We start from the raw sequence: 15,620 nt of genomic DNA on the forward strand, positions 1-15,620 counted from the left end.
TAGGGCTTCCGCGCCCTAGCCCTCGCTATCCGAACTCTCGGTAAGCCCCAAAAGTTTCAGTTTGCGGTGCAGCGCCGACCGTTCCATGCCGATAAAGGTCGCTGTCCGTGATATATTGCCCGAAAAACGGTTGATCTGAATACGTAAATACTCGCGTTCGAAATTCTCGCGCGCCTCCTTCAGCGGGATCGCGGTGATCGATTCGCTGTTGGGCAAAATATCGGTCCCGCCACGCACCAGCTCGGTCGGCAGCATGTCCGCGTCGATCCGCGCGAGTCGGTCGCTCGGCGCCAGGATCATCACGCGCTCAATGACGTTACGCAGCTCACGCACATTTCCGGGCCATTCATGCGCTTGCAACGCCGCCATTGCGTCAGAACTCACCTCGGGCGGCGGGACACGGCGATCAGCGGCATAGCGACGGATGAAATGGTCGCACAGGCTGGCGACATCGTCGCGGCGCTCGCGCAGCGGCGGGATGTGGACCGGGACGACATTGAGCCGGTAGTAAAGATCCTCGCGGAACCGGTTTTCAGCGATTTCAGTGACAAGGTCGCGCGCCGAACCCGAAATGATCCGCACATCGACGCGGATCATCGTCCGTCCGCCGACCCGATTGAAGCTCTGGTCGGTCAGCACACGCAATATCTTGCCCTGCGTCGTCAGCGGCATGTCGGCGACCTCGTCGAGAAACAAGGTGCCGCCATGTGCCTGCTCGAGCAGGCCGACGCGGATCGATCCATCGTCAGCTTCCGACCCGAACAATTCGATCTCGACCGTCTCCGGGTCCATACGCGCCGATGAAATGACGCGGAAAGGCGCATTTTGTCGCCCGCTCCAGCCATGCAGCACGCGCGCCGCGACTTCCTTACCGACGCCCGGAGCACCGGTGATCAGCACCCGGCTGCCGGTGCCGGCGACCCGTTTCAGCGTTGCACGGACATTGTTGATCGCGGCGCTGGTGCCAGTCAGTTCGTCGGACCGGCCCGATTTTTCGCGCAGCTGTTCATATTCAAATTTCAGCCGCTCATTCTCGGTCGCGCGTGCAACGAGGTGGAGCAGGCGTTCGGCCTCGAACGGCTTTTCGATAAAATCGAAGGCGCCGCGACGGATCGCGGCAACTGCGGTATCGATCCCGCCGTGCCCCGAAATGACGATGATCGGCAGCGTCGGGTCGAACGCCTTGATCGCCTCGACCAGCCCCAGCCCGTCTAGCCGCGATCCCTGAAGCCAAACGTCGATCAGCGCCAGCGACGGGCGACGCTGGCGAATGGCCTCCAGCGCGGCGTCACTGTCGGACGCGGTGCGTGCCTCATAGCCCTCGTCCTCCATGACGCCGGCCACCAGCTCGCAAATGTCCCGTTCGTCGTCGACAATCAAAATATCAAGCGCCATAATCTTCTCTATCCTGCCGGTTCCTGATCCGCCCCGGTACGGATTCCATCTGTCCTGTAGTCATATCGGCACCCTGCCCCGCAAGCGGCCGCAGCCGGTCGGGGTGGAGCGTCAGCGTTACGCGTGTCCCCCGCCCCTCCGGATTGTCGGCGAAATCGAGTTCGCCATAATGTTGTTCGACGATTTTCTTCACGATTGCGAGGCCAAGTCCGGTGCCGCCCTGGCGCGTCGTCATATAGGGCTCGGCGATCGCTTCGCGGGCTTCGGGAAGGCCAATGCCATCGTCGCTGACGCGGATGATCATCTCGCCGCCGGGTGTCAGATCAAGCTCTGCATGGATACGGCCAATGGGGATGGCATCTGGGTTTTTTGTTTTTTCTTCAATTGCTTCCACCGCATTTTTAACAATATTCGTTAATGCCTGCGAGAGAAGGCGACGATCGCAGACCAACGGTTCGATTTCGTCGGCTGTGCTGATGCTGAATGCAATATCGGGCTTCGCCACTTCGAACAGGAACAACGCCTGCCGCAGGATGTCGCGGATATCCTCTACCCCGAAGGTCGGCTTGGGCATGCGCGCGAAGCTGGAGAATTCGTCAACCATCCGCCGCATGTCATGAACCTGACGGATCACCGTATCGGTCAGCCGGCGGAAAGTCGCCTGATCGCCCTCCACCTTGTCGCCAAAGCGCCGCTGCAGGCGTTCGGCCGCGAGCTGGATCGGGGTCAGCGGATTTTTGATCTCGTGCGCGATGCGCCGCGCGACATCGGACCAGGCGGCGCGACGCTGGTCGAGCAATTGCTGCGTAATATCTTCGAAGCTGAGAACGAAGCCTTCCCCCTGCGCAACCGTCTTTGCCGCGAGAGTCGCGGGTTCGGCGTCCTTGCGCGCCAATTGCACAATGGCCTCGCGCTCGTCACCGGTAAGCAGGCGAGCGAGTTCGGGCGCGACACCCGCGAGCGATTGACCGGTCAGCGCCTCCGCCGACTGGCCGATCAGCCGCTCCGCCGCCGCGTTGACCAACAGGATGCGGTGGTCCTTATCGACCGAAACGACCGCCGACGACACGCCGCTGAGCACCGCTTCGATGAAACTGCGCCGGGCTTCCAGCTGCTCATTAACGCTGACCAGCGCTCCGGTCTGCCCTTGCAACTGTTCGGTCATGCGGTTGAAGGCGCGAGTGAGCACCGAGATTTCATCATTGCTGGCGGGCGGGGTCACGCGCACAGAAAGGTCGCCGCCCGCAGCGGTACGTGTGGCGCCGATCAACGTGCCAAGCGGACGGACAATGCGATCGGCGACGACAATCGCCGCGACGACCGCAAGCGCGAGGAGCAGGAGCGAGCCGAGGTAGAGCGCACCGTTGAACTGCAACTGCAATTGCTGCGATCGTTGAAATAGCCCATTGTAGTCGGCGAGCACGGTGCGTGCGCGTTCGAACTGCTGAAGGCCCAGCACATTGGCGTCGCGCGATGCATACAGATAGGCACGGCGTGGGCCGGGAAGCCGGGTGGCGGCCTCGATCCGGTCCGACTGGCGCGCAACCACGACCTCTTCGCCGGCGTCGAGGCGACTCACCATCGACGGCGAGATACGATTTTCGGCGGCGCGATTGTCGGGATCGATCATTGCCGGCGTGCGCGCGACCCCGTCGCTGCCAATCTCGATAATCGCCGATTCATTCAGGTTTCGGACGACCACCTGCTGGAGGTAATAGTTGGAGAAATCGGGATCATCGATCGGTACCCGCGACAGGAAATTGCCCAAATCCTTTGCCATGGCGATCGTGTTGGCGCCGACTTCGCGCTGATTTTCCTGATAATAGCCCTGGGCGAGGCTGGCGGCATTTTCGAACATGCCGCGCGACCGGTCGGAGAACCAGAAGTCCACGCCATATTGGAACAACAGCGAAGCAAAGATGACCACCAACAGCGTAGGCGCCGCGGCGATAAGCGAAAACAGCGCAACGAGCCTGACGTGGAGGCGACCATTGCCGCCCGCCATCGATCTCACCGCGCGGGCGCGGGCGACGCGACTGCCGACAAGCACGATCAGCGCCATGGCGGGAACAAGATTGGCGACCATGATGGCCGCAACCAGTGCCGGCGTGAGCAACCGCTCGCTCTGCGCATCGCCTGTAACAAAAATATAGGTCGCGATCGCGACGCTGATGATGACCGCCAGCGTGTAATATTCCGGCGCGGCGAACTGCCAGCCACTGGAGCGCATATCCGGGTCACCGGAATCACGGTCAACGGGCAAGGGGGCTAGGGACGCCATTGTTGCTGCAATACGACAATCCTGTTGCATAGAAAACACACAAAGTACGTTTCAGTCACGCGTCGCCGCAAATTGCTGTCAGTCGATCGGATTGCACCGATTTTCAGGGGTTGCCCGGGTCAATATCGAGCTGACCAAGCCGCTTGCGCAGCGTGTTGCGGTTGATCCCGAGGCGCCGCGCCGCCTCCAACTGATTGCCGCGAACATCGATGAGAACGCGGCGGAACAGCGCCGCCTCGACGATCGCTTCGAGCCGACTGTGTATATCCCCCTCTTGTTCGGCGCCTGCGAGTTGCTCGCGTGCCCAATCGTCAACCGCACGGGAGATGCAGTCGGCGGGGGCGGGCGGCAAGCCCCCTTCCCCGCTGGTGTAAAGCACCGCCTCAACATCGCGCGGGCTGACGACCGTATCGCGCGACAGCACCGCCAGCCGCTGAACGACATTGCCCAGCTCGCGGACGTTGCCCGGCCAGTCGTGGCGTTCGAGCAATTGCATCGCAGCGGGAGCGAACTGGCGATCGGGAAGCCCCGAATGGCGCCCGGCATCGACAAAATGCCGCACCAGCGCGCCAATATCGCTGCGCCGGTCGCGCAGCGGCGGCAGCGTCACCGGGATGACGTTGAGCCGATAGAACAGATCTTCGCGAAACCGGCCGTCGGCGACGAGCGTGCGCATGTCTCGGTGGGTCGCGGCGATGACGCGGACATTGGCTTTCAGCGCCTGGCTGCCGCCGACGGTCGAATATTCATTGCTCTGCAACACGCGCAGCAGCCGCGTTTGCGCCTCAAGCGGCATATCGCCGATTTCGTCGAGGAACAGCGAGCCGCCCGCCGCCTGCTCGAAGCGCCCCGCGTTGCGACTGTGCGCGCCGGTAAATGCCCCTTTTTCGTGGCCGAACAGCTCTGCCTCAATCAATTCGCGAGGGATCGCGGCCATATTAATCGCAACAAACGGCCCCGACCGGCGCAGGCCCGTCGCGTGGATCGCGCGCGCGACGACTTCCTTGCCCGTCCCGGACTCGCCCAGGATCAGCACGGCCAGATCGTTCGACGCGAGGCGGGCGATGGTGCGGTATACCGCCTGCATCGCCGGCGCGCGGCCGACCAGCCCGTGGCTGTCGGCCTGCGCCGGATCGGCCTTCGCCGCGGGTTCGGCGCGCACGCGCTGCAACGCCGCGCGCACGCTGGTCGTCAGTTCTTCCAGATCAAAAGGCTTTGGCAGGTAATCATAGCTGCCGATCCCCGTCGCACGCACCGCTGTATCGAGGGTATTCTGCGCCGACAGCACAATCACCGGGGTATCGGGATCGACCCCGGCGCCGGGCAGCAAGTCGATGCCGTCGCCATCGGGCAGGACGACGTCGGTGATGATCAGGTCGGGGCGATGATCGGCCAGCCAGGCGTTGCGTTCGGCGATGCTGGCGACCGCAGCGAAGATCGCGCACTCGTCGACCAGCGTCTCGCGGATGATCATTGTGATCGTCGGATCATCCTCAACCAGCAGGATCGTCTTGCCGTCGCTCAACCCGGTCACTCCTTGGTTGCCGAACCGCGCGCGGCGGGCAGGTGGACGCGAAAGCGCGTCCATTCCCCGTCGCGCATATGCTGGACCGTCCCGCCCATATCGCGCGCCAGTTTGGCGACGAGCGCCAGCCCAAGCCCCCGCCCCTCGCGCTTGGTGGTGACGAAGGGATCAAACAGGTCGCCGCGAATATCAGCGGGAACACCGGGGCCATTGTCGCTGACGCTGACCTCGATCGGCAACGCGATGCGGCCGCGTCCGTCGCCATTGTCGATCGACAGGCCGTGGCGATAGGCGGTGGCGATCCGCACCACCCCGTCGTCGCGCCCCGCGAGCACTTCGCAGGCGTTGGTGACGAGGTTAAGCAAAATCTGCACCATGGCGTCATGATTGCCGTAGACAAGCGGCAACGACGGATCGAAATCTTCGGCGAAACGGATGCCCGCAAGCTGGCGCGCACGCACCGCCTCCATCGCCTGGTGGATCGGCGGATAGAGATTGATCGGGGTGCAGGCAATCGGCTGGCCGCGCGAAAAATGCTCCATCTGGTCGATCAGCGTCGTGATGCGGTCGACCTCGGCACAGATCAATGTCGTGAAACGTTCGCCGTTCGCATCGGCATTGCGCGCGAGGAGCTGCGCCGCGCCCTTGATCCCGGCGAGCGGGTTCTTGATTTCATGCGCGAGCATCGACGCCGCCGCGCCCGCGGCGCGCCCCGAACGGCCGATCGCGCCGCCCATCAGTTCGGCTTCGCTTTGCGACGGCAGCAGCGCAAGGATGCGGTGGCCGCTCTGCCGATAGGGCACCATTTGCATGTCGACGAAGATCGATTTGCGCCCGCCGATGGTGATTTCGGCGCGATGCGCGAACAAGGCCGACGTCTCGGGATCGTTCATCCGCTGACGATAGCCGCGATCCATGCCGATGACGTCATAGACTACGCGCCCGACCATCGCCGACCGGCTGACATTACAAAGCTGCTCGGCGGCGGCGTTGACGAACAGGACGACGCCGCCCTTGTCGATCAACAGGGTCGCGACGGGGTGCGACTGGATGAGCTCATCATGGTCGAACATCGGGATGCTCGACGTGAGGGTGGTCACGCGGCCGCCTTGCTGAGGACCGGACCGTAAAATTCCTCGAGCGCGTCGAGCACAGCCTTGCTGTCGGGGATCTGGTTGACGCGGTTGCGGAACTCGGCCGAACCGTGGATGCCCTTGACGTACCAGCCGAGATGCTTGCGCGCCATATTGACGCCGGTCATCTCTCCATAATGCTCGATCATCGCACGATAATGCGTTGTTATGACTTCATATTGTTCGTCGATACCGGGGTCGGGACGATCGACCTCGCCGCGCAGCGCCGCCATCACCTGACCCAGCAGCCAGGGGCGGCCATAGGCGCCGCGGCCGATCATGACGCCATCGGCGCCGCTTTGTGCCAATGCGGTGCGGGCATCGTCCGCCGAGCAGATATCGCCATTGGCGATGACCGGGATTGATACCGCATCCTTGACCTTGCGGATGAAACTCCAATCGGCCTCGCCGCGATACATCTGATTGCGGGTGCGGCCGTGGACGGTGACGAGCTTTGCGCCCAGATCTTCGGCGATATGCGCAAGTTCGGGGGCGTTCAGACTGTCATGGCACCAGCCCATCCGCATCTTGACGGTCACCGGCACGCTCACCGCCTCGACGCAGGCCTTGATCAGCGCCGCGGCGAGCTTCAGGTCGCGCATCAGCGCCGAACCCGCATCGCCATTTGTGACCTTGCGCACGGGGCAGCCCATGTTGATGTCGATGATCGCGGCGCCGCGATCTTCGTTGAGCTTTGCCGCCTCGCCCATTTCATAGGGGGTGCAGCCGACAAGCTGCATCGACACCGGTTCTTCGACCGGATCCCATGCCGCTTTCTGGATCGACTGGCGCGTTTCGCGGATTGCAGCCTGGCTTGCGATCATCTCGGTGACGTTCAGCCCCGAACCATAGTGGCGGACGATCTTGCGGAACGGCAGATCGGTGACGCCCGTCATCGGCGCGAGGATCACCGGATCCGCGATGCTGATATTGCCGATCTGAATGGGCCGCAGCGGCGCCATGGCGAGCGTCTTTCCGAAAATTGCCTAAAAAATAAGCAGCGCCCTTACACGTTAAGCGGCTTTCCCGCAAGCCGCCGCTGCGCTAACCGGCGCGCACGATGAGTGAGTCTGCCATCCCTTCGGCCCCGCGTGTGGCCGTGCTGCTGTTGGCTGGTGGCCGCGGAACGCGCGCCGGCCTTGAAGCCCCGAAACAACTGGTGATGCTCGGCGGCAAGCCGGTGCTGCGCTGGAGCCTCGACGCCTTCGCCGCGCATGACGCCATCACGGGCGGTGTGCTGGTGGCAAGCGAGGAGGTCGTGGCGGCGGTCGGCGACCTTCCCGAAAGCTGGAGCTATGCCGCCGCGGGCGCCGAGCGCCAGCAATCGGTCGCAAATGCCCTCGCCCGCCTCGCTGATTGGGACGATGACGCCATGGTGCTGGTGCATGACGCGGCGCGCCCCGGTGTGACGGCGGCGGTGATCGACCGGCTGCTCGCAGCATTGCAATACGGCGCCAAGGCGGCGATCCCGACGCTTCCAGTGCCTGACACCTTGGTAGAACAGGACGGTGACGAAGCCGGCGAAGTCGTCGATCGCGCGGCTTTGGCGCGGGTCCAGACGCCGCAGGCGTTTCATTTGGGGACATTGCGGCGCGCCCATGCCGCCGCCGATGGCGCGACCGCGACCGATGACGCCCAGCTGGTACGCCGATTGGGCCTGTCTGTGGCGGCCGTCGCTGGCGAAACCGGACTCCATAAACTGACATATGCGGAGGATATGGATATCCTCTCTGGGCTCTTGGGGACGAAGGCGATGACACGAACCGCGGTGGGCATGGGCTATGACGTCCACCGGCTAGTCACCGACAAGCCGCTGTGGATCGGCGGACTGGAAATCGCGCATAGTCATGGACTTGAAGGGCATAGTGATGCCGATGTCGCGCTGCATGCGCTGACCGACGCGATCCTTGGCGCGCTGGCCGATGGCGACATTGGCGACCATTTTCCGCCGAGCGATCCGCAGTGGCGCGGCGCGGCGTCGCACCGCTTCCTCGCCTTCGCCGCCGAGCGCGTCGCGTTGCGGAGTGGACGGATCGACCATGTCGATCTGACGATCATCGCCGAAGCGCCGAAGATCGGACCGCATCGCCCTGCTATCCGCGCCCGCATCGCGGAAATCCTTGCGATCCCTGTGGCAAAGGTTAGTGTGAAGGCCACAACGACAGAACGGCTGGGTTTTACCGGCCGTCGCGAAGGGATCGCTGCGCAGGCCGTCGCGACCCTGCAACTTCCGGAGATTTGAACCGTGCCGTCCAACGATGAAACGCGCCTCACCGCGCGCGACGATCTTGCCATGAGCGTGCTGGCCAACAACCGCGCCGCGGGCCGCAGAGTCGCCGTCGCCGAAAGCTGCACTGGCGGTATGGTCAGCGCCGCGCTGACCGATATTGCCGGCAGCTCCGACGTGTTCTCCGCAGGCTTCATCACCTATTCGGGCCATGCCAAACAGGCGCAGCTAGATGTCAGCAGCGAAATCATCGAAACCTTTGGTGAAGTGTCGCTCGCGACCGCATGGGCGATGGCAGCAGGGGCTCTCGCGAACAGCGACGCCGATGTGGCAGTCGCGATCACCGGGATCGCCGGGCCCGGCGGCGGGTCAGAAAAGAAGCCCGTCGGCCAGGTCGTCTTCGCCCGCGCGCTACGGGGGCAGGACCCTGACGAATATTTCACCCAGCGGGTGCAGTTTGATTCAAAGGATCGCGCCGCGATCCGCCATCATGCAACGCTGTTCGCGCTCGACCTGCTTCAGCCCGACAGGGATTCGCTGCGGCCTTCAGAAGATATCGCCCTCCCCGCGCCGTAAAGATCATCGGCGCGCGTCTCGAACGCCGCGATCATCTTGCGCAGCGCCTTGTCGAACATCTGCCCCGCCAGCGCTTCGAACATGCGGCTGCGAAACGAGAAATCGACCATGAAATCGACGCGGCAGCCGCCATCCTCGGCGGGCTCAAAATGCCACTCGTTGCTGAGGTGGCGCATCGGACCATCAATATAGCTCACCGACACTTGGTTCGGGCGCTGCTTATGGACGCAGCATGAGAAGCTTTCGCGCAATCCCTTGAAGCCGACAATCATGTCGGCGACTGCCTCATGCTCGCTGTCGCTGCGCAAACGCAGCGCGATCACCCACGGCAGGAATTCGGGATAGCGCGCAATATCGGCCACCAGCGCGAACATCTGTTCGGCGCTATATGGCAGGATGCGGGTTTCATGATGCCGTGGCAAAGAAGGCGTCAGCCTGCCGCGCGCGCCAATTTCGCCTCACGCGCCGCGCGCATGCGTTCGAAATCGTCGCCAGCGTGATAGCTCGACCGGGTCAGCGGCGACGAAGCGACCTGCAGGAAACCCTTCGCGCGCGCGATCTGGGCATAGGCGTCGAACGCCTGCGGGGTCACAAAGTCCATCACCTTGGCGTGACGCGGCGTCGGCTGGAGATATTGGCCCATCGTCATGAAGTCGATATCGGCGCTGCGCATATCGTCCATCACCTGATGCACCTCCATGCGTTCCTCGCCGAGGCCGAGCATGATACCCGACTTGGTGAAGATCGACGGATCGCGGCGCTTGACGCTTTCGAGCAGTCGCAGCGAGGCATAGTAGCGCGCACCGGGACGGATCGTCGGGTAGAGGCGCGGGACGGTCTCGAGGTTATGATTATAGACATCGGGCCGCGCGTCGACGATCGCTGCGATCGCGCTTTCGGGCTTGTTGCGGAAATCGGGGGTCAGGATTTCGATCGTCGTCGTCGGCGTCTCACGGCGCAGCGCCTGAATGACCTTCACAAACTGGCTCGCGCCGCCGTCGGGCAGATCGTCGCGATCGACCGAGGTGATGACAATGTGGCTGAGCCCCATCTTCGCCGCGGCGATCGCGGTATGTTCGGGTTCGAGCAGGTCGACCGCGCGCGGCATCCCCGTCTTGACGTTGCAAAAGGCGCAGGCGCGGGTGCAAGTGTCACCCAGGATCATCACCGTCGCATGCTTTTTGGTCCAGCATTCGCCGATATTCGGGCACGCCGCCTCTTCGCACACCGTATTGAGGTTGAGTTCGCGCATCAGCTTGCGCGTTTCGGCGTAACCGGGGCTGGTCGGCGCCTTGACGCGGATCCAGTCGGGTTTGCGGGCGCGCTGACTCGGAGTGGTGGGGCTGGGAGTGGCGGCGGGCGATGCGGGAGTGCTCATGCCGCCCACATAGTCGTGCACGCGCCTCTTCTCAACCCGCGATCCTATGCTAAAGCGCGCGCATGACTCACTTTGCTGATTTGCTCGAGGGCTATGCCCGGTTCCGCGCCACCGGGTGGGCAGAACAGCATGAGCGATGGGAGCAGCTGGCCGAGGGGCAGTCGCCCAAGGTGATGATCATCGCCTGTTCGGACAGCCGCGTCGAACCCGCGCAGATTTTCGACACAAGTCCGGGCGAAGTTTTCGTCGTCCGCAACGTCGGCGCGCTTGTGCCGCCGTTCGAAATCACCCCCGGCCGCCATGGCGTTTCGTCGGCGCTGGAATTCGCGGTGCAAATCCTGCGGGTCGAGGAAATCGTTGTGTTGGGTCACGGCATGTGCGGAGGCTGCCACGCCGCGCTTCACCGCACGATGGAGGGCGCCGAGCCCGGCCATGGCGGCTTCATCGCCGACTGGATTTCAATGCTCGACGACGCCAGCGCCGAAGTACGCGCACGCCACACCGATCTCGACAGTTTCGAAGCCCGCCGCGACATGGAGTTTTCGGCGGTCGAGGTCAGCCTCGCCAATTTGCGCACTTTCCCCTGCATCCAGCAGAAGGAAGCCCGCGGCACCTTGTCGCTGCGCGGCGCCTTCTTCGCGGTCAGCGACGGCATATTACATCTGTTGGACGAAGCGACGGGGGAATTCAGCCCCGCCGCCTGAACGGGAGGGCGACATGAGCAAAAATGCACTGTGGCTGACGCTGATTTTCACAGCGGCCATTTTCGGCGCCCTGATGGGACCGTCGCTCGCCAGCCTTATGTCACCCGATAAATTGCTGATCCTTTCGGTCCTCTTGATCGGTGGCATTGTCATCTTCATTTTCTGGGCGCTTTCGAGCAACAAGGGCGGCGCCAAGGCCGATCCGGCTGCACTCACCAACGCGCGCGCGATGCAAGCGCCGACAGGGAAGGCGCGTATCTATATCAGCCGCCGCGGCTTCGTCGCCGCCTTGCAAGGTATGGACGTGACGCTCGACGGCGCCGTGAAGGGCCAGATCAAATCGGGCCAGATGCTGCTCGCCGACGTCGCGCCCGGCACCCATCATATCCATGTCGCGACCGCCAAGGCAAAGCTTGCACACCCTGCCGAATTGGAGATCGACGTCGGCGCGGGCGGCGTGGTCGTCATCGATGCGATGATTGAAATGGGCGCGCTGAAAGGTAGCGTGAAGCTGACCCGGCTCGATGCAGCAAAGGCGCGTGAGGATGTTCACGCAACCAAATTAATCCTGTGGGAAGTCCCGCCCGCCGGCTGAATCCGCCCCGCGCGACGAACCGACGCTGGGCTGCGGGCAACCGTGAAACACTTCGGCAACAATGGCGTTGATGACACGTTCTCCCCGAAAGGAGAATTTGATGGCCTTTCGCCAAACCCTGTCGGCTGCGCCGGCGCTTGCTTCCCGTCGCCGCGCCTTTCCCGGCGAAGATGAAAATTACGCCAAGGCCCGCAAATCGCTGCTCGCCGAAGAGATTGACCTGCGCCGCAAGATAGCACGGGTTGCTGCACAGCGTCGCGCGCTGCCGCCGGGACCGCTGATGGCGGATTACCGCTTCCACGATGCCGATGGTGCGGAAGGGGGCCTCGCCGACCTGTTCGGCGATCACGACACGCTCGTCGCCTATTTCTGGATGTACGGCCCCGAACGCGAACGCCCCTGCCCGATGTGCACCAACTGGCTGGGCGCGGTGAACGGCAATGCGAACGACCTCAAGCAACGCGTCGCGCTCAAGGTCATCGGTCGCAGTCCAGTCCTGCGGCAACAGGCGTTCGCGCAGGAGCGCGGATGGCAGGCGCTCGACTTCGTCCAGACCATCGGCGACGATTTCGCCCGCGACTTTGCGTTGCTCAATCCCGACGGCACTGAAAATCCCGCGCTCGCGGTCTTCAAACGCAATGGCAGCGGCATCCGCCTGTTCTGGAAGAACGACATGACACCACAAATGGCGGACCCGGGCCAGGATCCACGCGATGCGCCCGATGTGGCCAGCCTGTGGACGATCCTCGACCTCACGCCCGGCGGACGCGGCACCGACTGGTATCCGTCGCTGGAATATTAAGGGATGGCGTAGGTCACATTCGCCTGACCGACGGGCTTGTCGGCGTCATCAGTCCAGATCCGCACATCCATCACCGCGAGCCGTTTGCCGAGGCGCAGCATGTGCGCGTCGGCAAACAGCGGGCCCGGGCGGCACGGGCGCAGGAACTGATAGTTCAGCCCGCTCGTCACCGCCATCGCGACGGGACCGATATGCGCAAGGACGAGGGCATAGGCCGCCATGTCGGCAAAGCCCATTTGCGTCGGGCCCGAAATCAGCCCGCCGGGGCGCAGCGCCTTCTCATTCGGGTCCATCCGTGCCTGGATATGCCCGGGTACCGCCGACACCACATGACCGCGCGAGCCCGGCGTCGAATGGGGGAAGGCCTTTGCCATAAAGGCGTTGAGCGCGTCCGCATCCAGACGAATCGCGCTCGACGAGATGGGCGCTGCCTCCCCCGCCATATCGGTCAGCGCGACAGTTTCTTGTAGGTAGTGGCGTGCGGGCGCGTTGCGCCTTCGCCGAGGCGGCGAATCTTGTCTTCTTCATACGCCCCGAAATTGCCTTCAAACCATTCGACATGGCTGTCGCCTTCGAACGCCAGAATATGCGTAGCGAGGCGATCGAGGAAGAAGCGATCGTGGCTGATGACCACGGCGCAGCCCGCGAAATTCTCAAGCGCCTCTTCGAGCGCCGCCAGCGTTTCCGTGTCGAGATCGTTGGTCGGCTCGTCCAGCAGGAGGACGTTGCCACCCTCCTTCAGCATCTTGGCCATATGGACGCGGTTACGTTCGCCGCCAGACAGCTGGCCGACCTTCTTCTGCTGGTCGACACCCTTGAAATTGAACGCACCGACATAGGCACGGGTCTGCATCTCGTGCTTGCCGATGTTCATCATTTCGGCACCGCCCGAGATTTCCTGCCAGACATTGTTGTCGGACTTCAAATCGTCGCGACTCTGGTCGACGAAGCCGAGATGGACGGTGTCGCCGATCGTCACCTTGCCGCTGTCGGGAGTTTCCTGGCCGGTGATCAGCTTGAACAGCGTAGATTTACCCGCGCCGTTCGGGCCGATCACGCCGACGATGCCGCCCGGCGGCAGTGAGAAGGACAAATCTTCGAAGAGCAGCTTGTCGCCATAGGCCTTGGACACTCCCTCGACCTCGATGACCTTGCCGCCGAGACGCTGAGGAACCTGAATGACAATCTGCGCCTTGCCGGGAATGCGCTTTTCCTGCGCCTCAACCAGCTGGTCGAAGCTTTTGATACGCGCCTTTGACTTGGCCTGACGGGCTTTCGGCGATTGGCGAATCCACTCGAGTTCGTCCTTGATCGCCTTCTGGCGACCCGCGTCCTCGCGCGATTCCTGCTCGAGGCGCTTGCCCTTCTTCTCGAGATAGGTGGAGTAGTTGCCTTCATAGACAAAATAGCGGCCGCGATCGAGTTCGAGGATCCAGTTCACGACATTGTCGAGGAAGTAGCGATCGTGGGTGACGAGGATGACGTTGCCGGGATAATCGACCAGATGCTTTTCGAGCCACGCGACGCTTTCGGCGTCGAGGTGGTTGGTTGGTTCGTCGAGCAGAAGGATCGACGGCTTTTCGAGGAGCAGGCGGGTCAGCGCAATGCGGCGCTTTTCACCGCCCGAGAGATTCTCGACGCCCCAGTCGCCCGGTGGGCAACGGAGCGCTTCCATCGCGATTTCGAGCTGGTTGTCGAGCGTCCAGCCGTCGACCGCATCGATCTTTTCCTGAAGCGTGCCCATTTCTTCCATGAGCGCGTCGAAATCGGCGTCGGCGGGCGGATCGGCCATCAGCGTGCTGATCTCGTTGAAACGGTCCATCATGTCGGCAACACCGCGGACGCCGTCCATGACATTTTCCTTGACCGTCTTGGTCGGATCGAGCTCTGGCTCCTGCGCCAGATAGCCGACGGTGATGCCCTCGCCCGGCCATGCCTCACCCGAAAATTCGGTATCGATGCCGGCCATGATCTTCATCAGCGTCGACTTGCCCGTGCCGTTCGGGCCGACGATGCCGATCTTGGCATCGGGATAAAATTGCAGGCTCAGATCCTTGAGCGTCGGCTTTTGCGCGCCAGGATAGGTCTTGTTCAGACCCTTCATCACGAAACTATATTGGGCGGCCATGGAAATTTGCTCCGAAAGCTGACTGGCTCACGCGCGCGCGGCCATGAGGAATATGGAATTGGGGGCCGGTTAGCGAATAGGCTGCGCCTTGGCAATCGACGCGTGCGGGGCACAGCGCTGCGGCACACTGGTTGCGCCACGCGTCGAAGCGTTCAATCTCTGACGCGATGGCCCTCGCCATGCCCGCCCGCGACCACTATTCTGCGGCGCAGGACATCGGATAAATCCCATGCCATCGCGCCGGGAAATCATCATCCTGCCGGGTATAATGGCGATTCTCCCCAATCATGGCCCCGCTGTGAGGGCATGATTGTTTCCGGGAAATGACAGATTTCCGCGCGCTGCGGCCAACTCAATTATTTTTGTTGACGATTCATGCGGAAAGGCTAAATCCCGCGGCTCGCGGAACGGGAAAGTTTCCCCGACGCGGTAAGGCATTTTAGGGAGCCCACACACCATGAAGAAGTTTGCTGCTATCGCCGTTGCTGCCAGCATGTTCGCCCTCGCCGCTTGCGGTGAAAAGGCTGCTGAAGAAGCAACCACCGAAGCTCCTGCTGCTGAAGCAGTCGCAGAAGAAGGCGCCGACGCCGCTGCTGCTGGCGCTGACGCCGCTGCTGCTGGTGCCGAAGCTGCTGCAACCGGCGCTGAAGCCGCTGCTGCTGCTCCGGCTGACGCTGCTGCTGCCGCTGCTGCACCGGCTGATGCCGCTGCTGCTCCGGCCGCTGCTGCTGCTCCGGCTGAAGCAAAGAAGTAAGTCACAGCCCCTCGGGGCATGACTGAAACGAGATCAGGGCGGCCTTCCTTCGGGAAGGCCGCCTTTTTCTTTGCCTGATTTTCCCAAACTCGTCGTCTGAACACAGATGGCGGATAGACTTC

General features: G+C 62.9%; 15 protein-coding genes. 6 read left to right on the forward strand and 9 right to left on the reverse strand.

Going from position 1 to position 15,620, the window contains the following annotated elements:
* Positions 1-15: 15 nt before the first annotated feature.
* The 5 genes from ntrX to dusB all read right to left on the reverse strand — a co-directional run bounded on the left by ntrX (position 16) and on the right by dusB (position 7,296).
* On the reverse strand, positions 16-1,395 hold the full coding sequence (ntrX, locus tag AC1RRJ_RS07005) for a nitrogen assimilation response regulator NtrX (RefSeq protein ID WP_493121032.1): 1,380 nt from the start codon (positions 1,393-1,395) through the stop codon (positions 16-18).
* A complete protein-coding gene (locus AC1RRJ_RS07010) occupies positions 1,385-3,676 on the reverse strand; it encodes a sensor histidine kinase (RefSeq protein ID WP_493121033.1) in 2,292 nt (763 codons plus the stop codon). The genes ntrX and AC1RRJ_RS07010 overlap by 11 nt, the downstream gene beginning before the upstream one ends.
* Positions 3,677-3,779: 103 nt before the next feature.
* Positions 3,780-5,201: a sigma 54-interacting transcriptional regulator gene (locus tag AC1RRJ_RS07015; protein ID WP_493121034.1), complete on the reverse strand. Its 1,422-nt coding sequence runs from the start codon at positions 5,199-5,201 to the stop codon at positions 3,780-3,782.
* A 5-nt stretch (positions 5,202-5,206) separates the two neighbouring features.
* Positions 5,207-6,301, reverse strand: a complete 1,095-nt coding sequence (locus tag AC1RRJ_RS07020) for a two-component system sensor histidine kinase NtrB (protein WP_493121035.1) — start codon at positions 6,299-6,301, stop codon at positions 5,207-5,209.
* Positions 6,298-7,296 (reverse strand): tRNA dihydrouridine synthase DusB, encoded by a 999-nt coding sequence (gene dusB, locus AC1RRJ_RS07025; RefSeq protein ID WP_493121036.1) that lies wholly within the window; start codon positions 7,294-7,296, stop codon positions 6,298-6,300. Before dusB ends, AC1RRJ_RS07020 begins: the two co-directional genes overlap by 4 nt.
* Positions 7,297-7,394: 98 nt before the next feature.
* On the opposite strand from dusB, the gene AC1RRJ_RS07030 reads away from it, so the two are divergent.
* Both AC1RRJ_RS07030 and AC1RRJ_RS07035 read left to right on the forward strand, forming a co-directional pair.
* Positions 7,395-8,576, forward strand: a complete 1,182-nt coding sequence (locus AC1RRJ_RS07030; RefSeq protein ID WP_493121037.1) for a bifunctional 2-C-methyl-D-erythritol 4-phosphate cytidylyltransferase/2-C-methyl-D-erythritol 2,4-cyclodiphosphate synthase — start codon at positions 7,395-7,397, stop codon at positions 8,574-8,576.
* A 51-nt stretch (positions 8,577-8,627) separates the two neighbouring features.
* The gene (locus tag AC1RRJ_RS07035; protein ID WP_493121798.1) at positions 8,628-9,137 is read left to right on the forward strand and encodes a CinA family protein; all 510 of its coding nucleotides are present in this window, start codon (positions 8,628-8,630) and stop codon (positions 9,135-9,137) included.
* Here AC1RRJ_RS07035 and AC1RRJ_RS07040 read toward each other — a convergent pair.
* Complete coding sequence (locus tag AC1RRJ_RS07040) at positions 9,080-9,559, reverse strand: type II toxin-antitoxin system RatA family toxin (protein WP_493121038.1); 480 nt, start codon at positions 9,557-9,559, stop codon at positions 9,080-9,082. The genes AC1RRJ_RS07035 and AC1RRJ_RS07040 overlap by 58 nt on opposite strands.
* Before the next feature lie 8 nt (positions 9,560-9,567).
* Positions 9,568-10,515, reverse strand: coding sequence for a lipoyl synthase (gene lipA, locus AC1RRJ_RS07045; RefSeq protein WP_493121039.1), 948 nt, complete (start codon positions 10,513-10,515; stop codon positions 9,568-9,570).
* Positions 10,516-10,577: 62 nt separating this feature from the next.
* Between lipA and AC1RRJ_RS07050 the strand changes: the two genes are divergently transcribed.
* From AC1RRJ_RS07050 to AC1RRJ_RS07060, 3 genes are all read left to right on the forward strand, one after another.
* A complete protein-coding gene (locus AC1RRJ_RS07050) occupies positions 10,578-11,219 on the forward strand; it encodes a carbonic anhydrase (protein WP_493121040.1) in 642 nt (213 codons plus the stop codon).
* Between the two features lie 13 nt (positions 11,220-11,232).
* Positions 11,233-11,814: a DUF2846 domain-containing protein gene (locus tag AC1RRJ_RS07055; RefSeq protein ID WP_493121041.1), complete on the forward strand. Its 582-nt coding sequence runs from the start codon at positions 11,233-11,235 to the stop codon at positions 11,812-11,814.
* Between the two features lie 100 nt (positions 11,815-11,914).
* Positions 11,915-12,616 carry a DUF899 family protein gene (locus AC1RRJ_RS07060; protein ID WP_493121042.1) on the forward strand — a complete coding sequence of 234 codons (702 nt, stop codon included), beginning with the start codon at positions 11,915-11,917 and terminating at the stop codon, positions 12,614-12,616.
* Here the strand turns inward: AC1RRJ_RS07060 and AC1RRJ_RS07065 are convergent.
* Together AC1RRJ_RS07065 and ettA are read right to left on the reverse strand one after the other, a co-directional pair.
* Positions 12,613-13,059, reverse strand: a complete 447-nt coding sequence (locus AC1RRJ_RS07065) for a PaaI family thioesterase (protein ID WP_493121043.1) — start codon at positions 13,057-13,059, stop codon at positions 12,613-12,615. The two genes, AC1RRJ_RS07060 and AC1RRJ_RS07065, sit on opposite strands and share 4 nt — an antisense overlap.
* Positions 13,060-13,064: 5 nt before the next feature.
* Positions 13,065-14,744, reverse strand: coding sequence for an energy-dependent translational throttle protein EttA (gene ettA / locus AC1RRJ_RS07070; protein WP_493121044.1), 1,680 nt, complete (start codon positions 14,742-14,744; stop codon positions 13,065-13,067).
* Between the two features lie 515 nt (positions 14,745-15,259).
* On the opposite strand from ettA, the gene AC1RRJ_RS07075 reads away from it, so the two are divergent.
* Positions 15,260-15,520, forward strand: a complete 261-nt coding sequence (locus AC1RRJ_RS07075) for a hypothetical protein (protein ID WP_493121045.1) — start codon at positions 15,260-15,262, stop codon at positions 15,518-15,520.
* Positions 15,521-15,620: the final 100 nt, after the last annotated feature.

The sequence above is a fragment of the Sphingopyxis sp. GW821-FHT12C06 genome, from assembly GCF_058807415.1.

Coding starts and splice junctions, on each gene's coding strand:
- AC1RRJ_RS07060 (WP_493121042.1), top strand. CDS start 11,915: ATGGCCTTTCGCCAAACCCTGTCGGCTGCGCCGGCGCTTGCTTCCCGT.
- AC1RRJ_RS07050 (WP_493121040.1), top strand. CDS start 10,578: ATGACTCACTTTGCTGATTTGCTCGAGGGCTATGCCCGGTTCCGCGCC.
- AC1RRJ_RS07030 (WP_493121037.1), top strand. CDS start 7,395: ATGAGTGAGTCTGCCATCCCTTCGGCCCCGCGTGTGGCCGTGCTGCTG.
- dusB (WP_493121036.1), bottom strand. CDS start 7,296: ATGGCGCCGCTGCGGCCCATTCAGATCGGCAATATCAGCATCGCGGAT.
- ettA (WP_493121044.1), bottom strand. CDS start 14,744: ATGGCCGCCCAATATAGTTTCGTGATGAAGGGTCTGAACAAGACCTAT.
- AC1RRJ_RS07035 (WP_493121798.1), top strand. CDS start 8,628: ATGAGCGTGCTGGCCAACAACCGCGCCGCGGGCCGCAGAGTCGCCGTC.
- AC1RRJ_RS07055 (WP_493121041.1), top strand. CDS start 11,233: ATGAGCAAAAATGCACTGTGGCTGACGCTGATTTTCACAGCGGCCATT.
- lipA (WP_493121039.1), bottom strand. CDS start 10,515: ATGAGCACTCCCGCATCGCCCGCCGCCACTCCCAGCCCCACCACTCCG.
- AC1RRJ_RS07065 (WP_493121043.1), bottom strand. CDS start 13,059: ATGGCGGGGGAGGCAGCGCCCATCTCGTCGAGCGCGATTCGTCTGGAT.
- AC1RRJ_RS07010 (WP_493121033.1), bottom strand. CDS start 3,676: ATGGCGTCCCTAGCCCCCTTGCCCGTTGACCGTGATTCCGGTGACCCG.
- ntrX (WP_493121032.1), bottom strand. CDS start 1,395: ATGGCGCTTGATATTTTGATTGTCGACGACGAACGGGACATTTGCGAG.